The organism is Planococcus kocurii, from assembly GCF_001465835.2.
Lineage (GTDB): Bacteria > Bacillota > Bacilli > Bacillales_A > Planococcaceae > Planococcus > Planococcus kocurii.
In genome coordinates this window covers 2,680,292-2,701,249 of sequence record NZ_CP013661.2, presented here as the reverse complement: position 1 = coordinate 2,701,249, position 20,958 = coordinate 2,680,292, and the positions used below count along the sequence as shown (strand labels likewise).

Sequence of the window (20,958 nt, the reverse complement as noted above, 5' to 3'; positions counted from 1 at the left end):
TCCAAAAAATATAATCATTAAAGGTCTATATAATTACTTAGAGAACCATTTTTTGTATTTTAATCAGGATTTATGGTTTGACAAAAGCATACCATTTTTTAAATTGAAAGCATACTTATTTTATTTCTGAAAATTCAAATACCACATATACGATTTATTACGATAAGTCGTCGGTTTGTTTCTGAACACAAAAAAACATGAGCTGCATTTGCTCATGTTGGACTTACGAAAAATGAATTTTTTTCCAGTTGCTTGGCTTTGTACATCGCCATGTCTGCACGCTTCATAATAGTAGAAATGGAAGTTTTCTCAGTTGGTGCTAATGCAACCCCCATACTAATCGTGATGTACAATGATAACTCTTGCACATTGATTGGTTCTTTCGTGACACGGTAAATAGCATCTGTAACTTCTGATACTTTTTCCTTATCGGCTGCATCCGTCAGTAAGACGATAAATTCGTCTCCCCCTAAACGGGCAGCCATATTTTCTCCAACCATACAACGGTGCAAACGATAACCGAACTCTTGAATAACCGCATCACCAATTTCATGTCCCCACTGATCATTAATGTCCTTGAAATCATCAATATCAATAAGTAGAATAGCTAAGTTTCTTTGGCTTGTGTCATTCTGTTCCAATTTTTCAGTTGCATACGCTTGAAAATAGCGTCGGTTTGGTAACTCGGTTAACGAATCAAAATAAGCAAAATGATGAAGTTGACTTTCATATTCTTTTTGAATCGAAATATCTCTTGCAACCATAACCATCCGGTTAAATTTTTGATCTTCTCCAAAAACCGGCATTCCACTGACTTCTGTCCAAATCCAGCCTCTACTTTTATGCAAAAGACGAATTTGTAATTGAAACGTAGAACCTTCTTTTGCTGCTTGATTAAAGGCTTGTTCAGCAACTGACGTATCTTCAGAATGAACATTATAAAATGGTTTTTTTCCAATAATACCTTCTGCTCTAAAGCCAAAAATATTTTCACATGATGGCGACATATAGAGGTATTGTTTGTCTTGGTCCATTAATATAATGACATCGTGGACATTTTCCGCAATGATTCGGAAATTTTCTTCTCCAGCTTCATAGAGACCTGAAATTTTGTCCAACTCTGTCATATCTTTGACAATCATATAAAATCCCGGGATGTTGTTTTTCACACTTATTGGAATAAACTTCACTAAGCAAGCAATCAATTTACCTGACTTATTAGAGATGCTAAAACGCCAATCTTTATTGTCACCTAAAATGGACAAGTGAAAATAGTTTTTTGCCCGCTCTACATCTTCCGCAATAACAAAGTCAAAAAAGCTTTTACCTGCTAATTCTTTCATAGCGCATCCACTGAGTATGCTGCCTGAGGAATTGCCTCCTGTAATATGTCCGTTAAAATCAACGGTGAAAATAGCATCTGCGTTATTATCAAAGAGGGACCGATATCGTGCGTTGCTTTCTTCTAGGCGTTCACGAATTCCTTCACTTTCTAGTTTGGCTATTTTCTCATTTGTTATATCTTTGACTAAGCTAACAATATGGGTACATATACCTTTTTCATCCAAAAAAGGTGTCATAACAGTTTTTGAATACAGCAACTTATTTTGGTTACAATAAAATGAATCTTCATAGCTTATACTTTGAGTTGTTTGAACGACTTCATTGTATCTTTCAGTTAAAAATGTTGTCATTGATGTGGAATGGACTTCTTTTAACTTTTTGCCAACTGAAGCAGAAACTAGTGAAGTCCTCTCTATTACTGCATTATTAAGAAAATCGTACGTAAAAGAATTCACTCCATCAACTCTTACAACAAACACCATTTCTTTAATTCCTTCCATTAATACGCGCGCAAAAGACAATGAAGCTACTTCGCTTTCCATCTCTGCTCCCCCCACTCCTTTAGAATACATATGTCCTATTCAAAACTCTTTTTATAGTGTATCAGAGATGAAATTAGATTGAAGCTTTATACCTAAATAAAAAAATATTTTTCCTACAAAAGTTTTATTTAATTGATACAAATAATCCTTTTTTACAAACAAAGCTTCGAATTTCTTGCTATTCTTACGTACTTTCTTGCTTACAAGCCCGTCTATTATTGGCTAAAAAATAGCAAAAGCATCGTGTCGCCACTGTTTCTACCATTGACTTCAACTATTGTATATACTAAATCTAAAAGGAGAATACTATGTGCCTGATCAACCTCCAATTTCGAAATCATCCAACTTACAAATTAATTATTGCTGCTAATCGAGATGAATTTTATAGTCGTCCTACTGCAGCTGCTCACTTTTGGGAAGATGAGCCCCATATACTAGCCGGTCGTGACTTGACACAAATGGGTACGTGGTTAGGTGTCACAAAGCAAGGACGCATTGCTGCATTAACAAATTTTCGCGATCCCACTAATATAGAAGCAGCTACTTTTTCTAGAGGAGCCGTCGTCAAAAATTTTTTAGCAGCTTCAACTTCCCCTAAAGACTATTTACGGTCAATCAATCCGAAAGACTATGCGGGTTTTAATCTGATTGTAGGAGATGTTGAACAATTGATGTACTATAACAATATTCAAAATAAATCCTACGAAGTTCCCCTGGGTACTCATGGACTCAGCAATCACTTTTTGAACACGCCTTGGCCAAAAGTATCGAAAGGAAAAGAAAGTCTCACTTCTTATATGGCGCGTACTTCTACAGTTGACTTGGAAGAAATTTTTGCGATACTTTCAGATGCTGAACAAGCACACGACGCTCTTCTTCCGACTACCGGTGTTAGCTTGGACTTAGAACGAATGCTGTCTCCGATATTTATTAAAACTCCTGAATACGGCACTCGTTCTTCAACAATCGTCTTAATAACGCATGACAACACCCTTACATTTGCTGAACGAAATTATGAAAACGGCCAATTTAAAGAGGATCGTCTTTTCAATTTCAAGATAAAGTAAAAAGAGAAAAAGCGCCCTCTGAATCCATTTGGGTGCTCTTTCTCTTTTTTAGCATCTATTCAAAATCAACTTACATTCTGTTGAAACTTGCGGCATTTTACGTCAATTCTTTGTATAGATAATAGTGAGTATACCCTTTAGGGAAATCTTCGAGTTTCCCCATCTCTTTAAATCCTAATCTTTTGTAGAATGCTGGTGCTTGGAAACTGAATGTTTCCAACCGAATAAGACGACAATCTTTTTTGCGTGCATAATCCTCAGCTTCTTGAATTAGTTGTTGCCCTTTTCCTAAACCACGCAGTGACTCGTCGACCCACAATATATCAACGAAAAAGCATTCCCAATCTATATGTCCAACGAGTCCACCCAGAATGTTTTCTTCTTCATCTTTTAACATAAAATTGACTTTCTCTTCTTCCGTGTAATCAATTAAATTCTTATTGTGCGTAATTAATTTGTATTTCATAAAATACGTATCTTCTTCTTGATAGCCTGTATGTAGCGTTAAATGAGTCATTTGAGTCACCTCTTCTTTAGATTTCCTTGGTATTATTATACTATAGAAAATTCTGGTTTTACAACGCCGTTATGAAGTCGAGTTACTCCCTCAAAATTCGCACATAACTTTTTCAATTTCAGGCATGTGCGCTATGCTGGAAGGGTATACGTATAGCAAGGAGCTGAACAACATGAGATTAGGTTATGCCTGTATGAACACTGAATTGAAAACGGTATTTAGAACTTTACGTGTCGCGACTGCAGAGGCAGAAGGCACGGGCAAAATAAAGGAATTGACGATGAAAAATTTCGAGACAACACTGGAAATTCTTCGCTGGAATTTAAAAAACGATATTTACTTTTACCGAGCTTCTAGTTCGATCGTTCCGCTATCCACTCACCCTATAAATGATTGGAACTGGTGGGAAGATCCAGAAGTGCTGGCCATAACAGATGAAATCCGCTTGTTTGTTAACACACATAAAATGAGAGTCTCTGTACACCCTGGTCAATATACCGTCATCAATTCACCTAGACCTGAAGTTGTTCGCAAATCGATAGAAGATCTTGAGTATCATGACCAATTGATTCAATTGCTTGGTGGATCTGATATCATCCTTCATACCGGTGGTGCTTATGGGGATAAAGACGTAGCTAAACAGCGTTTCGCTGCTGTCTATTTGTCGCTGTCTCCTAGCATTCGGAAGTGGTTACGCTTGGAAAATGATGATAAAACCTTTACCGTCAGAGACGTTTTAGACGTCCACAGCATGTGTGGCGTTCCTGTATGCTTTGATATCCATCATCATAATTGCAATAACGACGGTGAGCCCGTTGATTTTTCTGAAATCCTAAAAACGTGGCAAGGTTTTGGCACACCGAAAGTACATATTAGTACAGGCAAAGAAGGATTTACAGATTTACGCCATCACGAATTGGTTTCTGAATCCGATTTCCAACAATTAATAAGGCAATTAAACGGCATCGATGCTGATATCATGTTCGAAGCCAAACTGAAAGAGCAGTCTGTTCTGCCATTCGTACGTCAATTAATGAACAAATAAAACAGCAGCCTGTAAATAGGCTGCTGTTTACACTGTAGACAAACTTAAAGAATAAGTAGTCGTTTCATCTTAGGTATACAGGATTCTGCGCTCCATGCGGACGCTTTCCGCAGACGAAGCGCTGAGCCTCCTCGTCGCAAGCTCCTGCGGGGTCTCATCACTTCGTTCTTCCGCAGGAGTCGCCGCATTGCGCTCCGAATCCTTGAGAGAGTACTGATGAAAAGTAGATTTGTTGGGTACTCTCGCTGATTTGAGCCACCTGCTGACAACCCGTATGGCTACGCAGACTCCTGTAGAAGCAGCAAAGCGATGAAGGCTGCAGGTCCCGCAGCAAAGTCAGTAACGAGGAGACTGAAGCTGAGCCCATGGAAAGCGAAGTGGCCAGCCCAGTTGGAGATTGTACATCACTATTCAGTTTAATAAGACTTTGTCTACAATCTGAACAGCAGCCTGTAAATAGGCTGCTGTTTTATTTACTTTTCGTTGTAGCAAGATTTGCAAATTCCAAAGTAAATTCGGTACCTTTTCCTTTTTCAGAGTCTACTAAAATTTGACCCTCCATTTGACTGATGATGCTATAAGTCACCATCATTCCGAGTCCGGTTCCTTTAAGTTTACTAGAGAAGTAAGGTTCCCCTAAACGTCTGACTTGTTCTTTTGTCATACCGACTCCTGTATCGGTTACCCGAATCCATACTTTTGTTGGAGATGATTTGACGGTAAGGACTAGCTTGCCGCCTTCTGGCATCGCTTCAATACCGTTGCGGATAATGTTGACTAGCGCTTGTTGGAATTTATAACGATCGATTAGAATTTCAGCACTTTCATCCAGTTCATCTGTATGCATTTCTACATCTTTTCCATTTGCATAAGGTACCATAATTTTCAGCACATGACTGACTTCTGAAGCGACAATGATTGGTTCAAGCTGACCATACGTAGGCTTAGCGTATACTAAATAATCCTCGATTAACTCTTCCGCAGCATCGATTTCTCTCAAAATCGTTTGATGAAATTCTATCTGCCTTTCGCGACTGTACTCATATTCCTTCATTAACTGAACAAACCCTTTAATACTTTGCAAAGGATTTCTCAATTCGTGCGAAACGGCTGCTGCAAAATGGCTAACTGTTTCCATTTTTTCGTGCTTCAGAAAAGCTTCATACATGTATTCTTGTCGCTGCATATGTTCAATCATTAAAGCCGTTAACGCAATAATGGTACCTTGATTGATCATTAACATGATCCAAATACCCACAATATCGTGAATCGGATTTCCAAAGAAAAAAGCACCTGCGAACAAATTGAAAAGGAGTGAAGTAATTGAAATGCTAAATATCAACATAATTTTTCGAGAACGATTGATGCGCATATAGAGCGGTCGAAAAAATGGCACTCCTACCGCAATGACAAATTGATTCAAAAGAGCGATGTACATTCCGTCTCCACCAATAATAATCCGACTGATTGAAGCCACAAGGAACAAAATGGCTGAAACCAATGGACCTCCGTATAGGGCTCCAACGATCATTGGAACTTGGCGCAAGTCAAAAATATAGCCATCGGTTATAAACTGATAAGGAAACAGCATACACAGTACAAGCGATACTGAAAAAAGTACAGTCATCATAAAGCGATGACTAACAAAGAAATTTCGTTGACCTGCTGTCGCCAACATTTGATAAACGATGAGTGGAAACACAATAAAAAAGATATTATTAATCATCCCCGTCATCATTGCTTCCAAGAAAGTCACCCCCTTTTTTAGTGCTGCGCTACTCATTTTTGTAAGGTTTGATCCTTTTCTGTCACTTCTTTCATAGGGTCATTTCCATTAATGTTACCACTTTTTATGTCTTAAATGGATGGTCTATTGCATCTCTCACCTTTTTCAATAGTCGTTCGCGTCTCTTTTTCATGCCAGCAAGTGAAATACCTTGTTGATCAGCTAAATAAGAAAGACTGTATCCTCTCACAAAAAGTGCCTCTAGCAACCATTTTTCTTTTGCGTCTAATTTGTTTAGGATTAACCATTCCGGCAAAGTTTCCATCTCTTCTTCTATGCCTTCTTCTATTAAAATACTTTCTAGTAGAGAGAGTTGATTTGTTCTCTTCGTTTCTCTTTTTAATTCATCAAGCATTGCTCCTCTAATACTACGATAAGCAAAAGGAGTGAAATGTCCTTTTCCCTCTTCAAAGCGTTGCCATGCTTGCCACAATGCGATATTGCCAAGTTGCCTAAAGGTATCGTAATCACGATGAATATGAAGTTTGCGAATCATCGCAGAAATCATAGGGGCATACTGTACAGCAACTTCTTCAAAGTTTTTCATTGTTTTGTCCTTCTGAACGTTCGTTAATTCCCGGGTCTGTTCAGAATAAAATAAAAAAATAATTGCAGCCAGTTGGCCACTAAACGGTTTCCTTCACTTAAATTCCCTCTTTACACATCACAAATAATTTGTTCATTTTATCTAATTGTCAAAATAGTATATATTTTCAAAAAATATTTATTTTAAAAGTTATAAATGGTAGAATTTTCATGTATCGTGAAAGGAGAGCTTGAGATAATGGCGACATATGATAAGCATTTGATTGGTTGAGCAGTATTGTTTGTAACAAGTTATTTTGAGGAAGGAAAAAGTCTGAAATTGTGCCGAAAAATGGTCTATTCTATTGCAATCATTCGGTTCAGATTTTGATTGGTAGCTATGTATGAGGGTCGTGTAAAAGCAACAAGGCTTCATACAAAAAATAACACTTCTCATCTCTAAAGACGGATTGGCCGCATATCCCCCAAAATCATCTAGTAATCTAGATTGCGTATGCTGTTTGATGAATAAAAGGTCTTGGTAGAAATTGATGTCTCTACTCGTATCCTCCAAAAGCAACGAAGTCACCTGCATCTTTTATACTTACGTTCGCGAAAGAAACAAGTCCTAATTATAAAAAGACACCTCTCTCTGCACTAGCTAGAATGCTAGTGCAGAGAGAGGTGTCTTTTTTCATCTTCACAATTCCTTAGAATTATAATCTTAAGCTGCATCATCGCGAACGAGTAAAAAGGCGATTTCGATTGCCCAATTGTTTAGATCAGTTTGTCTATCCGCATCGGTTACGTAAAATTCAAAACGACCGTTCCAAATTTCATCTCTACCTTCCCAACGTTTGTCGATATCCAATCCTTCTTGCACAGCCCATTCTTCTAGTGCAATCAGCGACTTTTCTAAATGATCGGGATGTCCCTTATGCAAAGCCGTCGCATAGGACCCTCCCGGAATATATCCCACAACTACATGATGATCTCCCGTTACCATTCGTTTGACTGGCACACCTACTTCCATCTTGTAGTTGCCATTCGAATCAGCCATGCACCAATAGCGAAAAAATGGAGCTCCTGCCGGTTTACTATTATTCACCTTTAGCCAGTCAAACAACTCCCCCACAAGCCTGTTAATTGCTTCCCATTCCGATGAACCAGCAAGAACAGAAATTCCCACATACGGCTGTTCTGTACGTTCTTCTACAAATGGTTCACTGATATACTTCTGCACCATCCAACCATCTCCTTTATGAACAATTTACACAACTACTCCTATATGTTCTATACCCCCACAAGCTCTTTTAAAATCTGTTTGAAAAGGCGTTAGGTAAATTAAAGAAGCCACTTGATTGTCACAACATCAACATCTCTCCAAATTGACTTTAGGTAAACTACACGATAATCTAAAAAGAGTGACTGAACGGTCACTAAAAGTGACTAAGTAGTTCGGGAGGGTCTAAATGAATAAAAGAACGGAAATAATGAATCAAGCTGTGCATTTATTTTCATTGAAAGGCTTTCATCAGACCTCTGTACAGGAAGTAGCAGAAGCTGTTGGTATTTCTAAAGGAGCCTTTTATAAGCATTTTGATTCGAAAGAAAATATGTTTATTGAAATTTTAAAGCAATACCACGAAGAAATCACGACAGAAATTTCCGAATCACAGCATGCTCCAGGGTCTGATAACAAAGACGTTTTCAAAAAGAAATTAGCCATTGAAATTGAACGCACACTTTCTAATCAGGAATTTTTCATGATGATTTTCAAAGATTTCACACTGACAGAAAGCGGACAATTAAAATCGGTGTTCATGGAGTTAAGGCAGTCGACGATGATTTTACACAAAACCATTTTAATAGACACGTATGGTGTAGAAATCGAACCCTTTTTGCCTGACTTAGTAGCACTGCTTGAAGGATTGATGCAGCAATACATTTTCGTACTTGTATTCGAAAAGAAACAAGTGCCAATTCCAAAGCTCGTTACTTTTATCACGAGTGCGATCGATGCCATAGTGGACAATTTAGAAACCATGGAGCCGGTTTTAACTGAGGCACGTTCTCCTGCTGCAACGCTTGAAGAAGCTTTTCAGCAAGTCGCTTATAAAATTAGAGCGTCCGAAGAATATCCTGATAAATTATTAGCCTCACTGGATATGTTGAAAGAACAAGTTGCCAATAAAGAGTCAAAAGAATTTTTAATTGAAGCCCTACTCGTTTACTTGAAGCAACATTCTTCTATTAAGAACGAAGTATCGTATTTAGAAAATTTTATATAAAAAAGGAGTCTACAACTTGAAGAAAATTATCGACTTTTCATTAAATAACAAATTTGCGATTTGGATTTTGACTATTATGGTCGTCGTGGCAGGCTTATACGCAGGCTTAACGATGAAACAAGAGTCAATTCCAAGTATTACCTTACCTGCAGTTACTGTCGTAACTACTTATCCTGGAGCTGCACCCGATGAAGTTATGGAAGAGATTACGATTCCGATGGAACAGCGCATCCAAAACATGAACGGCGTTGAGCTAATGACTTCTTCATCACTAGCAAATGCGTCAACCATTCAAGTTCAATACGATTTTGAAGTCGACATGGATGAAGCAACACGTGAGTTAGAAGATGCGCTATCGCAAGTAGCCATTCCGGAATCGGCGAATGACCCTCAAGTTTCGCGTCTTAGTTTAGATGCCTTCCCGGTCTTGTCACTGAGCATCAGCGATTCTGGCAGTTCACTAGAAGAACTAACAGCAACTGTTGAAGAAAACGTGCTACCTGAACTTGAAGGAGTAGCCGGCTTATCCGATGCTCAAGTTTCTGGTCAGCGTGTACAAAAAGTGACCATGTCCTTTGATCAGCAAGCTTTAGCAACATATGGCTTGACTGAAGAAACCATTCAACAACTAATTCAAGGATCCAATCTGACGTTCCCGTTAGGCTTGACTGAGTTTGATGGCGAGTTGAAAAATCTAGTGATTGACGGCGACGTTACGTCCGTTGATGATTTGAAAAACCTGCAAATCCCAGCTGTCCCTCAAATTGCACCGGTTGCACCAAGTGAAACACCGGCAATACCTGGTGCACCTGGAACTGAAGCACCAGGTGCCGAAACTCCTGTTGTTGAAACGCCAGCTATCCCGTCTGCGATTCCAACTGTAGCCTTAAGCGAACTAGCTGACATTGAAATTGTTAGTGAAGCAGAGTCGATTTCGCGCACGAACGGAGAAGAATCGATTGGGATTTCAATTGTCAAATCACCAGATGCCAATACCGTTGAAGTCGTTAATGGCGTAAAAGACATCGTTGCAGAAGTTGAAGATGAATACGGTTTGACCGTGGCTTCTACATTTGACCAAGGCGAACCCATCGAGAAATCAGTTGAAACGATGCTCAGCAAAGCGTTATTCGGTATTTTGTTTGCTGTCGTCATCATTTTGCTATTCCTTCGTAGTTTCAAAACAACACTAATCTCAATCATCTCTATTCCTTTGTCGTTATTAATGGCGATTTTCCTACTGAACCAATTGGATATCACTTTGAATATTATGACGCTCGGTGCTCTGACTGTTGCGATAGGACGCGTTATTGATGACTCGATTGTAGTAATTGAAAACATTTACCGCCGGATGGCTTTGCCTGGTGAGAAATTACGTGGCAAAGAATTGATTCGTGAAGCAACACGCGAAATGTTCGTACCCATTTTCTCATCTACTGTCGTTACCATCGCGGTATTCCTACCACTTGCACTTGTTAGCGGACAGATTGGCGAATTGTTCTTGCCGTTCGCTTTAGCTGTTGTCTTTGCGTTATCTGCGTCGCTGCTTGTTGCTGTTACCATCGTACCAATGATGGCGCATTTGATGTACCGCAAACAATTGCAAAACTTGGACGCCAATAAATCCACGAAAAAAGCACATAAGCCAAGTAAAATGGCAGCAAGCTATAAACGTATTTTACAATGGTCATTAAACCATAAAATCATTACATTTGGTGGTGCTTCAGCGGTTCTTGTGGCGAGTTTGTTCTTGATTCCTGTTATTGGTGTCAGCTTCTTGCCTGAAGAAGAACAAAAAATGGTAATGGCAACTTATAGTCCTGAACCAGGGCAGACTCGTAAAGATGTAGAAGCTGTTGCATTAGATGCAGAAAGTGCCATTGATGGACGTGAAGGCGTTACATCTTACCAATACTCACTCGGCGGTGGCAATCCACTGACAGCAATGGCTGGCGGAGGGGATAATTCCGCACTGTTTTATATTGAGTATGAGGATGAATTCGAAGCTTTCGGTGAGGAAAGCACTAATTTAATTGACGAATTAAACGGCTCTACTGAATCCGGTGAATGGGCAAGTCTCGACTTTGCTGCTACAGGAGCAAGCGGTCTAGAAATGTTCATCTACGGTGACAACCTAGAAGATATCCAATCGGCGATTGATCAAATTCAGCCATTTATGGAAGACAACCAAGGGCTGGAAAATACAGAATCGAGTTTAACCGAAGCCTATGATCAATTCACATTAGTCGCAAGTCAACAAAGCTTAAGCGAAAATGGATTGACTGCAGCACAAGTCGGCATGGCACTAAGCAGTGTTGCTGAAGCACCTGTATTAACGACAGTGACTCATGAAGAAAAAGACATAAATGTTTACATCGAAACAGAAGAAACACAATACGCTGGCATTGAAGATGTAACAGCTGTAGAAATTCCAACAGCACTTGGCACGACTGTCACAGTTGGCGAAGTCATGGAAGTAGAAGAAGGCAAATCACCCGATACAATTAACCGTAGAGACGGTCAAATGTTTGCTTCTCTAACTGCAGATGTACGCGGTAATAATGCCGCTGAAATCACGACAAAAATTGATGAGCAAGTAGCAGAGCTTGACTTGCCAGCGGGTGTCACAACCGATCATGGTGGTATCACTGAACAAATCAACGAATCGTTCACTCAGCTCGGCTTGGCTATGCTTGCAGCTATCGCGATTGTTTACTTTGTTCTAGTCGTCACATTCGGCGGCGCGCTTGCTCCATTCGCTATTCTGTTCTCACTGCCATTCACAGTGATTGGCGTTCTAGTGGCATTATGGATCACTGGAGAAGCATTGAGTGTCAACGCATTGATTGGTGTATTGATGTTGATCGGTATCGTGGTTACGAATGCTATCGTCTTGATTGATCGCGTTATCCATATGGAAAAAGCCGGATTGACTACACGTGAGGCTCTACTAGAAGGCGGCGTTACACGTTTGCGTCCGATTCTGATGACAGCCTTAGCTACAATTGGTGCGCTTATTCCACTTGCTCTTGGTGTAGAAGGCGGCGGTGGCGGATTGATCTCCCAAGGCCTTGGAATCACAGTTATCGGCGGATTGATCAGCTCGACTTTACTGACATTGGTTATCGTGCCGATCGTTTATGAAGTGGTATCGAAATTCCGTAAAAAACGCGTCGACTAAGTGGTACATTAATAGCAAAACAGGCAGCTCGTGTTATGAGCTGCCTGTTTTTTTACGGAGTTTTGGCTGACCGCACCTTATTCGGTGAAAAGCGCACCTCATTTACCGATAACCGCACCTCGAACGGGCAACACCGCACCTCGCAGGCTCCTAACCGCACCTCAAACAGCAAAGACCGCACCTCACTCCCACTAAATTCTATTTTAGCTCCCCAATAAAAATTTCTTAATATTCAGTTATAATCAAGGAAAATTATTTCTATTCATGGTATATTAGGTGTATAGTATTGTCGGAAAAATCTTCTATCACCCGGATCCCTATACATACGTTGACTCTAGTCAGCGCACCAACTAAAGGGGTGAGAAAGGTGCTTTCTAAATGGCTTAAAGTCTCAGCAGCCTTCGTATTAATCCTGTTTACTGTCTTGTCTTTCTCTAGTCAGTCACAAGCAGCGAGTTCCACCTACATCACCAAAGGCAACACGACCGAAAAAGTGGTCGCTTTGACTTTTGATGACGGTTCAGATGGCACGAACATCAATAAAATCTTAGACATTCTGTCGGCCAATAAGGTCACAGCGACGTTTTTTTTAACAGGTTCCGGAGCAAAAAGTCACCCGTCTTGGATTAAAAATATTTCAGCAAAAAATCATCAGCTTGGCAATCACTCTTATTCTCACGCTGATTTCACCAAACTGTCGGCCTCAAAAATAACAAGCGAGCTTAGCACAACAGAAAAAACCATTAAGGACATTACCGGAAAATCGACCAAACCCATTTTCAGAGCTCCCTTTGGTGCATCCAATGCCTCAGTCCTGAAAACAGTTGGTAATGCAGGATACACCCATACACTCCAGTGGAACATTGATACTGTCGATTGGAAAGGTGTTTCTTCAACACAAATTACCAATAAAGTTATAAATAACATCGTACCAGGATCCATCGTTTTGATGCATACGGGCGCAGGAGCATCTGGAACTCCGGGTGCTTTACCCGGCATGATCAGCAAATTGAAAGCGAAAGGCTATAAATTTGTTACTATTTCTGAATTACTGAAGTTACCTACAGCACCTGTCAGTGGAACTAAATACACAGTCAAAGCTGGGGATACGCTTTACAGCATTGCAAGAACATACAAAGTAACGGTCTCCGCGTTGGCTAAAGCTAATAACATCACCAACTATAATTTGATCAAAGTTGGTCAAGTATTAACGATTCCCGGAAAATCTACGCCTCCACCTGCTACTTCTATTAAATACACAGTCAAAGCTGGGGATACGCTTTACAGTATTGCTCGTAGCTATAAAACGACTGTCGCTAAAATCGCAACAGCCAATAACATATCGGACGTCAACTCCATTCGTGTAGGACAAGTGCTGGTGATACCAAACTAGCAGAGTTACAGACTTAGAATGTTACGGAACAACGATAGAAAGAAGCTGGAATTTGTTTTCCAGCTTCTTTTTTTGTCTAAAATAACAAGTTATATATACCTATTCTAATAGAATGAGTGCAACTCTATAATAGTATGGATATTCCATTTTTTAATACAGGAGGAAAAAAAGTGAAACGTTTAGCTGTATTTTTATTACTGTTAGTATTTGCATTTAGTGCAATGCCACTTTCTGCATCTGCTATCAAATCAAACAATGCTGAATTTGAACAATTTTTAGCTGACATCAATTGGGAGAAGCAAGATTATTTAGCGTATTTAAAAAGCAAAAACTGGTCTTTAGACGAATTTGATACAGTTGACGAATTAGGCACCCCTTTAACTGAAGAAGGCGTTCAATTGTTGACTGCAACACTAGACTTAACTCGCGCAGAATTGAATGAAATTCTTTATGAATACGGTGACCTCGAGTATGGACAAGATGTTCTTGATGGCGTTTACTTAATTTTTATAGAGGATGTTGAATACTCAATTGAATTTTATCTAAATGACGGTGCAGGAACTCCGATTGATGCGATCAATCTTCAAGAGTTAATGGATAGATTCGGATTCACCTCTGAAAAAGAACTTGAAGAATTTTTGCAAAACTATTCGGATTCTCTTTCAAACTATGATTTTATCGAAGACTTGGAGTCTTCTATTGTTTTTTATACAGAAATGGATGATTACGAACTAGAACTTGATGGACTTTTTACTGAACTAGGTTTGACAGACGAAGAAGTAGAACGGCTGGTTGCTCACCTTGAAACATTGGATTTCGAAGATCCTGCTTTCGAGCAAAAACTAACACAATTAAGTGATCGCATGATGGCAATGGAAGAATTTGAATCGGCAGATGAGTTAACCGCTGAACAAATTGCTGAAGTCCTGGATATTTACAGCGACATGATTGACTTATTTGAGTTAAGAACCGCTTATTTCTTTGTAAAAGATGGTCAAAAAACAGCTGTTTCATTAGCGACTTTAATGACGCTTGAATCAACTGAAGGCGCTGATTTATTAATTGAAATTTATAATTTAAAAGATGTATTTTTGGCTGACGTTCTTTTGACTGCCGACATGTTCGGATCTGATTTAATCGTAGATACAGGGAAAGACCTGGGTGCTGTTGAAACAATCATCGCAACACCAGCTGTCGTACAAAAGCCAGTAGAAGTTCCTGCTACTCAAACTTTAAAAGGTGCAAAATTACCCGCAACAGCTTCTGATTTTGCAGCCCAAGCAATTTTGGGATTCGTACTACTTTTAAGCGGTTTAGCATTATTCCGTCGCTTTAAAGTAGGAAAAAATGAATGCTGACCAACCAACCGAAAAAAAAGAAGAACATACAACGGTTCTTTCTTACTTTCTCTGTCGTCCTTATCGTTTCGGGTCTATGGTTTAGTACGACAAGCACTGCCACTTTCGTAAAAGGCTACCTGCTTTATAAAACAGGTAACGTTGAAGCAACGGACTTTAGCAGTAAACCTGAGTCTCTTTTTGTTGCACATAGCGACAAACACACATCAAAAGAAACAACCCATTCTGAATATCCAAAAACGCCCGAAATCGGAGACTTAATGGGAGAATTGATTATTCCGAAGCTCGAAGCCACGCTACCGATTATACATGGCACCGATGAAGACGAACTTGAAAAGGGCGTTGGGCATTTTGCGCAAAGCGTGATGCCAGGTGAAAATGATAATTCCGTATTGTCTGGACATCGCGATACGGTCTTCCGAGAACTTGGCGATGTTGGCAAAGGAGACTTGCTGATTGTTGAAACCTATTCAGGCACCTTTACCTACAAAGTACGTCAAGTTCGAATTGTGGATGAAGACGACAGAACCGTCATTGTTCCAAAACCAAGAGCCACTTTAATTGTTTCCACCTGCTACCCATTCGATTACGTTGGGTATGCTCCAGATCGATATATCCTAGTAGCAGATCTCGTTTCCAGCAATTAAAAAAAGAAATTCCCAACTTTCGGGAATTTCTTTTTTTGTCTTTTGCTTTAATAATTACTCCTTATTGACAATATCCGAAATATAGTAAAAGCCATATTCATCCATGACAATCGTATAGGTTTTGCTGCGTTCTTGAACAGACCACTTGCCGCTTGCATCTTTAAAGTCAAATGCCTCTTCCGTTTGAACAACAGCATGATCGTCTAAAATTTCGATGCTTGAAATTTCCAGCTTCGTAAAGTTAAATTCCATTCCTTGCCCAGCAATGTCTGTAATGTATTCAGAAATACCATTGTAAATATCACTTTGATAAACCAATAGATTTTGAACATAAAAGAAGTCTTCTTCTTTTAAAGCTGTTTCATAATAATAACGGAAATCACCGATAAACTCGCTTAAATTAGTTTCATCGAATTTCATTTCTAAATCAACATCGTATTCATAATCTTCATCTTCGTACCCGCTAAAATCGTCGTACACTTTGAATAAAGCGGCTACTTCTTCTGCGGACATCGGCGTAGTAACCCACTGACTCAATTGATCATGCATTGAATACATAGGAATCGAAAAGCCAATTGAATCGCCTTCTTCGATTACTAATGAGTTAATGCCAATCACTTTCCCGGTCGTTGCGTCTACTAATGGGCCCCCGCTGCTACCTGGCGCAATTTTCGCATCCATTTGGTAAATATCCTCGTACGTAAATTCTTGATAAAAGTCGCGATCAATGCCTGTTAAGTAACCAATTGAAGCGGTATTTTCCATACCCGCAGGACTCCCGAGTGCAATGACTTCAGTACCTACATCAGTTGCTTCCATTTCAACTGGCAATGGTGTGATGCCTTCAAACGCTTCTACATGGATCAACGCAATATCAGATTCAGCGGAAATGCCAACGACTGTGCCTGGATGATCTTGTCCGTTAATGTTGCGAACTACGACATCTGTAAAACCTGCTACTGCGTGGGCATTCGTCACAACCATCCCTGTATCAGAAAACAAGAATCCTGACCCTTGTCCTCCTTCAGTCATTATGGTGTAAACTTTTTGCTGTGATTCTTTAATGATTGCCGTTTTCTCTTTTTTCTTCGGTTCCACTTTTTCTGTTTGCTCAGAAGGTGGCACAACATTTTCTACTTTCGTTACAGTACCCGCGACTTGTTCTTCCGCTGGAACTGTTTCTTCAGGTTCTTCAATTTTCTCTACTACACCCGGTTCTTCTGTTTTTGGTTCTTCTGTTGCTTCTGGCTCTTTTTCAGCCGGTTTTTCTTGTTTTGGTGGTTCTATTTGATCTTCTTGAGCTGATTTATCTGCCATTAATTGGGCCGATCCAACACCAACTCCGAGTAATGTCAAAACTAGTACGATTGCATAGATAAAATTACGTTTTTTCTGCTTTTTACTTCTTTTCTGTATAAGTGAATGCCCACAATGTTTACAGAATTTTGAGCCTTCTTCATTTTCTTTTCCACATTTATTGCACGTCATAGCTGAACCCCCTTGATGGACTAGCATAAATTTCTTTATTTTCTTCCATTATAAACCTTATAACGTCAAACAACTACTCAGGGTTGCAAGATGTAATGAACTCTTCGTATTTGTAATAATTCTATCTATTCAGAACATAATGTTACCATGAAAATCATATTTATATTTAAATAATGAAATAAAATTTAGTTTTTTAAGAATGTGTAAATCAATTCACATGAAAAGATAAGCTCAGCTTCGCAAACTACTTTTCCAAAAATCTTTTGCATGATAAAATTTCGAATGCTGATAAATATGGAAAATTTAGAGACTTAGTTAAAAGCCTAAACTTGTTAGGAACACCTAAGAGACTGTTTCTAACTCTCCAACCTAAAACAGACAAAGAAAAAGGAAATCTTTTCTTTGTCTGTTTTTTGAGTTGATGCCCACATTATTGAATTCGGTGTGTACTTTTTCGAAATCTTCGAGGTAAATTCACCGGAACGTTTGATTGCCTTTTGTAGGACAGAATAAACTTTCTGCCACAATTTTGCGTCTGCCATAGATATTCCTCATCGATCTATCCTCAAGGGCTGATGGCAATGCAGATGGTGACTCCTTTTGAGATAGCTCCCTTTAGTTACCATTTTTATTTCACATCCATCTCGTCTATTTTCTTTTGTACTCGCAATAAATCTTCAAACTTATTGCTTAAAAGAGTCGATTCGGCCGCTATTTCTTGAGATATAGTATTTAGTCTTCGTATTAACTCATCTAAAGTCGACTGATATTGCTGGTATTGTTCAAAACTAATCATTTCTTGTCTTTCTAGCGCTGCAAGTAAACGGTTCAGTGCTTCTTCTACATCAGCTAATTGTTTCTCGTAAGGAACTAATTTTTCTGTAACTTCAGCCTCTAGTTCATTGAGTGTTTGTTGTTCATCCATTGCCGGAGCTTCTGCTGCCATGTAATGGCTGTCAACATTCATGGTCAAGAACAATCCAATAAAAAGAATGGGAATGAACATTTTCAAAAACAAGGTTCTCAAATCTGTTTCCTCCTCTAAACTAATTAGATATTACAGTCAGCTTATCCTATCTTTTCATAGAGGCAACACCTTTTCCTAAGACTTTAGAATTTCTTAATATACGCTTTACACTCACACCTAAGTTCAATCAATTTAGGATAGACTTGAGTACAAGTTTACAGAGCCCCATAGCTGTTTTATTGCTATACTATCCTCAGCTGAAAATTTCTTATATAATCAAAATATTATCACTGATACAGCTTGTTTCATTCATTTTAAAAAAAGCTGAATTTAAGCGACAATCTTGTTGCAGAGACGGTTATCGATACAAAGTAATGTGGAGTTTACTGGGAAAGTTTGATAAAATAAGCAGGTAGCAATTGGAGAGAAGAAGGAGATTAGTATTCATGGTAACGTTATTCAAGCGATCAACTAAATCGATTACAAGACCGTTGAAAAAGTACAATCGGATTGTAGCAGCCATTAATGCACTAGAAGCAAAATACCAGGGCATGTCCGATGAGGAACTTCAGCAAATGACGGCCATCTTTAAAGAACAACTACTAAAAGGAACGACTATAGAAAAAATTATTCCAGACGCTTTTGCTGTCGTTCGCGAAGCTTCAAAGCGTGTACTAAATATGCGCCATTTCGATGTTCAGTTACTAGGTGGATTAGTACTAGCTGAAGGAAATATCGCTGAAATGCCAACCGGCGAAGGAAAAACACTAGTATCTTCCCTTTCTGCATATGTTAGAGCGCTAGAAGGAAAAGGCGTACATATTATAACAGTCAATGACTATTTAGCAAAACGAGACTATGACCAAATAGGCCAAATCCATCGCTTTTTAGGATTGACGGTTGGGTTAAACCTTCCAATGATGCTTAGCGATGAAAAACAACAAGCTTATCAAGCAGATATAACGTATGGTGTCGGCACCGAATTTGGCTTTGATTATTTACGAGACAATATGGCACCCAGCTTGCAAGAAAAAGTACAGCGTCCTTATCATTATGCAATTATCGATGAAGTCGATAGTGTCTTGATTGATGAAGCAAAAACACCTCTTATCGTCGCTGGAAAGATGAAAGTCAGCGCTGAGCTTCATCAAATTGCGTCCTTGCTGGCTCTGCGTTTTATTGAAGATGAAGATTACGAATACGATGATGAAACAAAAGCCACTTCCTTGACGGATAAAGGCATCGAAAAAGTGGAGAAAGCATTTGGAGTCGACAATCTATATGAGCTCGAACACCAGACGCTTTATCATTATGTGATTATGGCACTTCGTGCGCGCGTCATGTTTATACGAGATGTCGACTATATTGTCAAAGACGACAAAATTCTTCTGGTAGATATGTTCACGGGTCGTACTTTAGACGGTAGAACTCTTTCTGATGGTCTGCATCAAGCAATCGAAGCAAAAGAAAAAGTAGAAATCACCGAAGAAAACAAAGCACAGGCTCAAATTACGATACAGAATTTTTTCCGGATGTATCCGCATCTTTCCGGCATGACGGGCACAGCAAAAACTCAGCAAAAAGAATTCCGTGAAGTTTACGGCATGGATGTCATAGCAGTACCGACTAATCATCCGAAAATCCGTGTCGATTTGCTTGATCGCGTGTTTCAAACTGCGGACCATAAATACAAAATCGTTGCTGAGGAAGTTGGCAAGCTTCATCAAACTGGTCAGCCTGTTCTTATTGGTACTACATCCATCCTGCAATCAGAAGCCGTTGCTGCTTATTTGAAAAAGCACGATTTGACTTTTCAATTACTTAACGCGAAAAGCATGGAACAAGAAGTTGAGTTGATTTCGCAAGCAGGTCAGTTAAACCAAATTACAGTTGCCACCAATATGGCGGGTCGCGGCACCGATATCGTTTTAGGCGATGGAGTAGCAGAACTTGGCGGCTTACATGTGATTGGTACCGAAAAGCATGAAAATCGGAGAATTGATAATCAATTGCGTGGGCGATCTGGTCGTCAAGGCGATCCAGGTTCATCTCAATTCATCATTTCTCTTGAAGACGATATGTTCAAACGTTTTGCAAAAGAAGACGTTGAAAAATTCGAGAAAAAAATGAAAACGTCGAAAACTGGAGAAATCACCAATAAAGACATCCATGAACTAACTGATCGTACGCAACGAATTGTAGAAGGTTCTCACTTTTCCATGCGCGAGTATAACCTGAAACTTGATGATGTCATTAACGAGCAACGTAAAATCGTTTATGACCTTAGAAATCGCGTGCTCAGCGGACAAGAAAACTTCTCAATCGTGCAAGGCATGGTTCGAGACGCCGCTGATTATGTCATCTCTGAAACACTTCCTGAAAACGACGACATTCAATTGATTCATCTTGCTGCTATCAAACAGGACTTGCAACAACTATTAGGAGAATCCATCACACTTTCCGAAAATTTAAGCAAACGAAAAGCCATTGACGCGGAAATCGAACCTTATTTGCACCGCATTTCCGAGTTTATTGGCTCCAATCAAGACGATCTTAAAGTCGCTAGAACTGTTCAGCTCGTTATGCAATCACAAATTGATGCCATGTGGATCAAACACTTGGAGTCAATGGCTCACCTGAAAGAAGGCATCGGACTTCGTTCTTATCAACAAGAAGATCCTATGCGAATTTATCAAAAAGAAGGCCTTGAGCTATTCGCTTTGAATTTCCAGAACCTGCGTTATTCTGTTGCTTCAGAGATACTTGGATTTCTGCGCAACTTGAATCGCCACGAAAAGGGGTAAAAA

The 20,958-nt window shown here is 39.4% G+C and carries 15 protein-coding genes; 8 read left to right on the top strand and 7 right to left on the bottom strand.

The window, feature by feature from the left end; translation table 11 throughout:
- Window positions 1-212 precede the first annotated feature (212 nt).
- The gene (locus AUO94_RS13135) at window positions 213-1,886 is read right to left on the bottom strand and encodes a sensor domain-containing protein (RefSeq protein WP_058384644.1); all 1,674 of its coding nucleotides are present in this window, start codon (window positions 1,884-1,886) and stop codon (window positions 213-215) included.
- Window positions 1,887-2,194: 308 nt separating this feature from the next.
- Between AUO94_RS13135 and AUO94_RS13130 the strand changes: the two genes are divergently transcribed.
- The gene (locus tag AUO94_RS13130; RefSeq protein ID WP_058384643.1) at window positions 2,195-2,953 is read left to right on the top strand and encodes an NRDE family protein; all 759 of its coding nucleotides are present in this window, start codon (window positions 2,195-2,197) and stop codon (window positions 2,951-2,953) included.
- 97 nt (window positions 2,954-3,050) lie between these two features.
- Here AUO94_RS13130 and AUO94_RS13125 read toward each other — a convergent pair whose 3' ends face one another.
- Window positions 3,051-3,470, bottom strand: a complete 420-nt coding sequence (locus tag AUO94_RS13125; RefSeq protein WP_058384642.1) for a GNAT family N-acetyltransferase — start codon at window positions 3,468-3,470, stop codon at window positions 3,051-3,053.
- A 172-nt stretch (window positions 3,471-3,642) separates the two neighbouring features.
- Between AUO94_RS13125 and uvsE the strand changes: the two genes are divergently transcribed.
- A complete protein-coding gene (gene uvsE / locus AUO94_RS13120; protein ID WP_058384641.1) occupies window positions 3,643-4,515 on the top strand; it encodes a UV DNA damage repair endonuclease UvsE in 873 nt (290 codons plus the stop codon).
- A 469-nt stretch (window positions 4,516-4,984) separates the two neighbouring features.
- On the opposite strand, the gene AUO94_RS13115 is transcribed toward uvsE, so the two are convergent.
- From AUO94_RS13115 to AUO94_RS13105, 3 genes are all read right to left on the bottom strand, one after another.
- Window positions 4,985-6,253 carry a sensor histidine kinase gene (locus AUO94_RS13115; protein ID WP_237150218.1) on the bottom strand — a complete coding sequence of 423 codons (1,269 nt, stop codon included), beginning with the start codon at window positions 6,251-6,253 and terminating at the stop codon, window positions 4,985-4,987.
- Between the two features lie 112 nt (window positions 6,254-6,365).
- Window positions 6,366-6,848 carry a sigma-70 family RNA polymerase sigma factor gene (locus AUO94_RS13110; protein WP_058384639.1) on the bottom strand — a complete coding sequence of 161 codons (483 nt, stop codon included), beginning with the start codon at window positions 6,846-6,848 and terminating at the stop codon, window positions 6,366-6,368.
- A gap of 702 nt (window positions 6,849-7,550) precedes the next feature.
- A complete protein-coding gene (locus AUO94_RS13105; protein ID WP_058384638.1) occupies window positions 7,551-8,072 on the bottom strand; it encodes a GyrI-like domain-containing protein in 522 nt (173 codons plus the stop codon).
- A gap of 226 nt (window positions 8,073-8,298) precedes the next feature.
- On the opposite strand from AUO94_RS13105, the gene AUO94_RS13100 reads away from it, so the two are divergent.
- From AUO94_RS13100 to AUO94_RS13080, 5 genes are all read left to right on the top strand, one after another.
- Window positions 8,299-9,117 (top strand): TetR/AcrR family transcriptional regulator, encoded by an 819-nt coding sequence (locus AUO94_RS13100; RefSeq protein ID WP_058384637.1) that lies wholly within the window; start codon window positions 8,299-8,301, stop codon window positions 9,115-9,117.
- Between the two features lie 16 nt (window positions 9,118-9,133).
- Window positions 9,134-12,298 carry an efflux RND transporter permease subunit gene (locus AUO94_RS13095; protein ID WP_058384636.1) on the top strand — a complete coding sequence of 1,055 codons (3,165 nt, stop codon included), beginning with the start codon at window positions 9,134-9,136 and terminating at the stop codon, window positions 12,296-12,298.
- A 367-nt stretch (window positions 12,299-12,665) separates the two neighbouring features.
- The gene (locus AUO94_RS13090; RefSeq protein WP_058384635.1) at window positions 12,666-13,691 is read left to right on the top strand and encodes a LysM peptidoglycan-binding domain-containing protein; all 1,026 of its coding nucleotides are present in this window, start codon (window positions 12,666-12,668) and stop codon (window positions 13,689-13,691) included.
- 170 nt (window positions 13,692-13,861) lie between these two features.
- Window positions 13,862-15,049 (top strand): processed acidic surface protein, encoded by a 1,188-nt coding sequence (locus tag AUO94_RS13085; protein ID WP_058384634.1) that lies wholly within the window; start codon window positions 13,862-13,864, stop codon window positions 15,047-15,049.
- Window positions 15,043-15,696: a class D sortase gene (locus AUO94_RS13080; RefSeq protein ID WP_058384633.1), complete on the top strand. Its 654-nt coding sequence runs from the start codon at window positions 15,043-15,045 to the stop codon at window positions 15,694-15,696. The genes AUO94_RS13085 and AUO94_RS13080 overlap by 7 nt, the downstream gene beginning before the upstream one ends.
- Before the next feature lie 54 nt (window positions 15,697-15,750).
- Here AUO94_RS13080 and AUO94_RS13075 read toward each other — a convergent pair whose 3' ends face one another.
- Complete coding sequence (locus AUO94_RS13075; protein WP_058384632.1) at window positions 15,751-17,184, bottom strand: trypsin-like peptidase domain-containing protein; 1,434 nt, start codon at window positions 17,182-17,184, stop codon at window positions 15,751-15,753.
- A gap of 628 nt (window positions 17,185-17,812) precedes the next feature.
- Window positions 17,813-18,211 carry a hypothetical protein gene (locus tag AUO94_RS13065; protein WP_058384630.1) on the bottom strand — a complete coding sequence of 133 codons (399 nt, stop codon included), beginning with the start codon at window positions 18,209-18,211 and terminating at the stop codon, window positions 17,813-17,815.
- Between the two features lie 386 nt (window positions 18,212-18,597).
- On the opposite strand from AUO94_RS13065, the gene secA2 reads away from it, so the two are divergent.
- Window positions 18,598-20,955 carry an accessory Sec system translocase SecA2 gene (gene secA2, locus AUO94_RS13060; RefSeq protein WP_058384629.1) on the top strand — a complete coding sequence of 786 codons (2,358 nt, stop codon included), beginning with the start codon at window positions 18,598-18,600 and terminating at the stop codon, window positions 20,953-20,955.
- Window positions 20,956-20,958 lie beyond the last annotated feature (3 nt).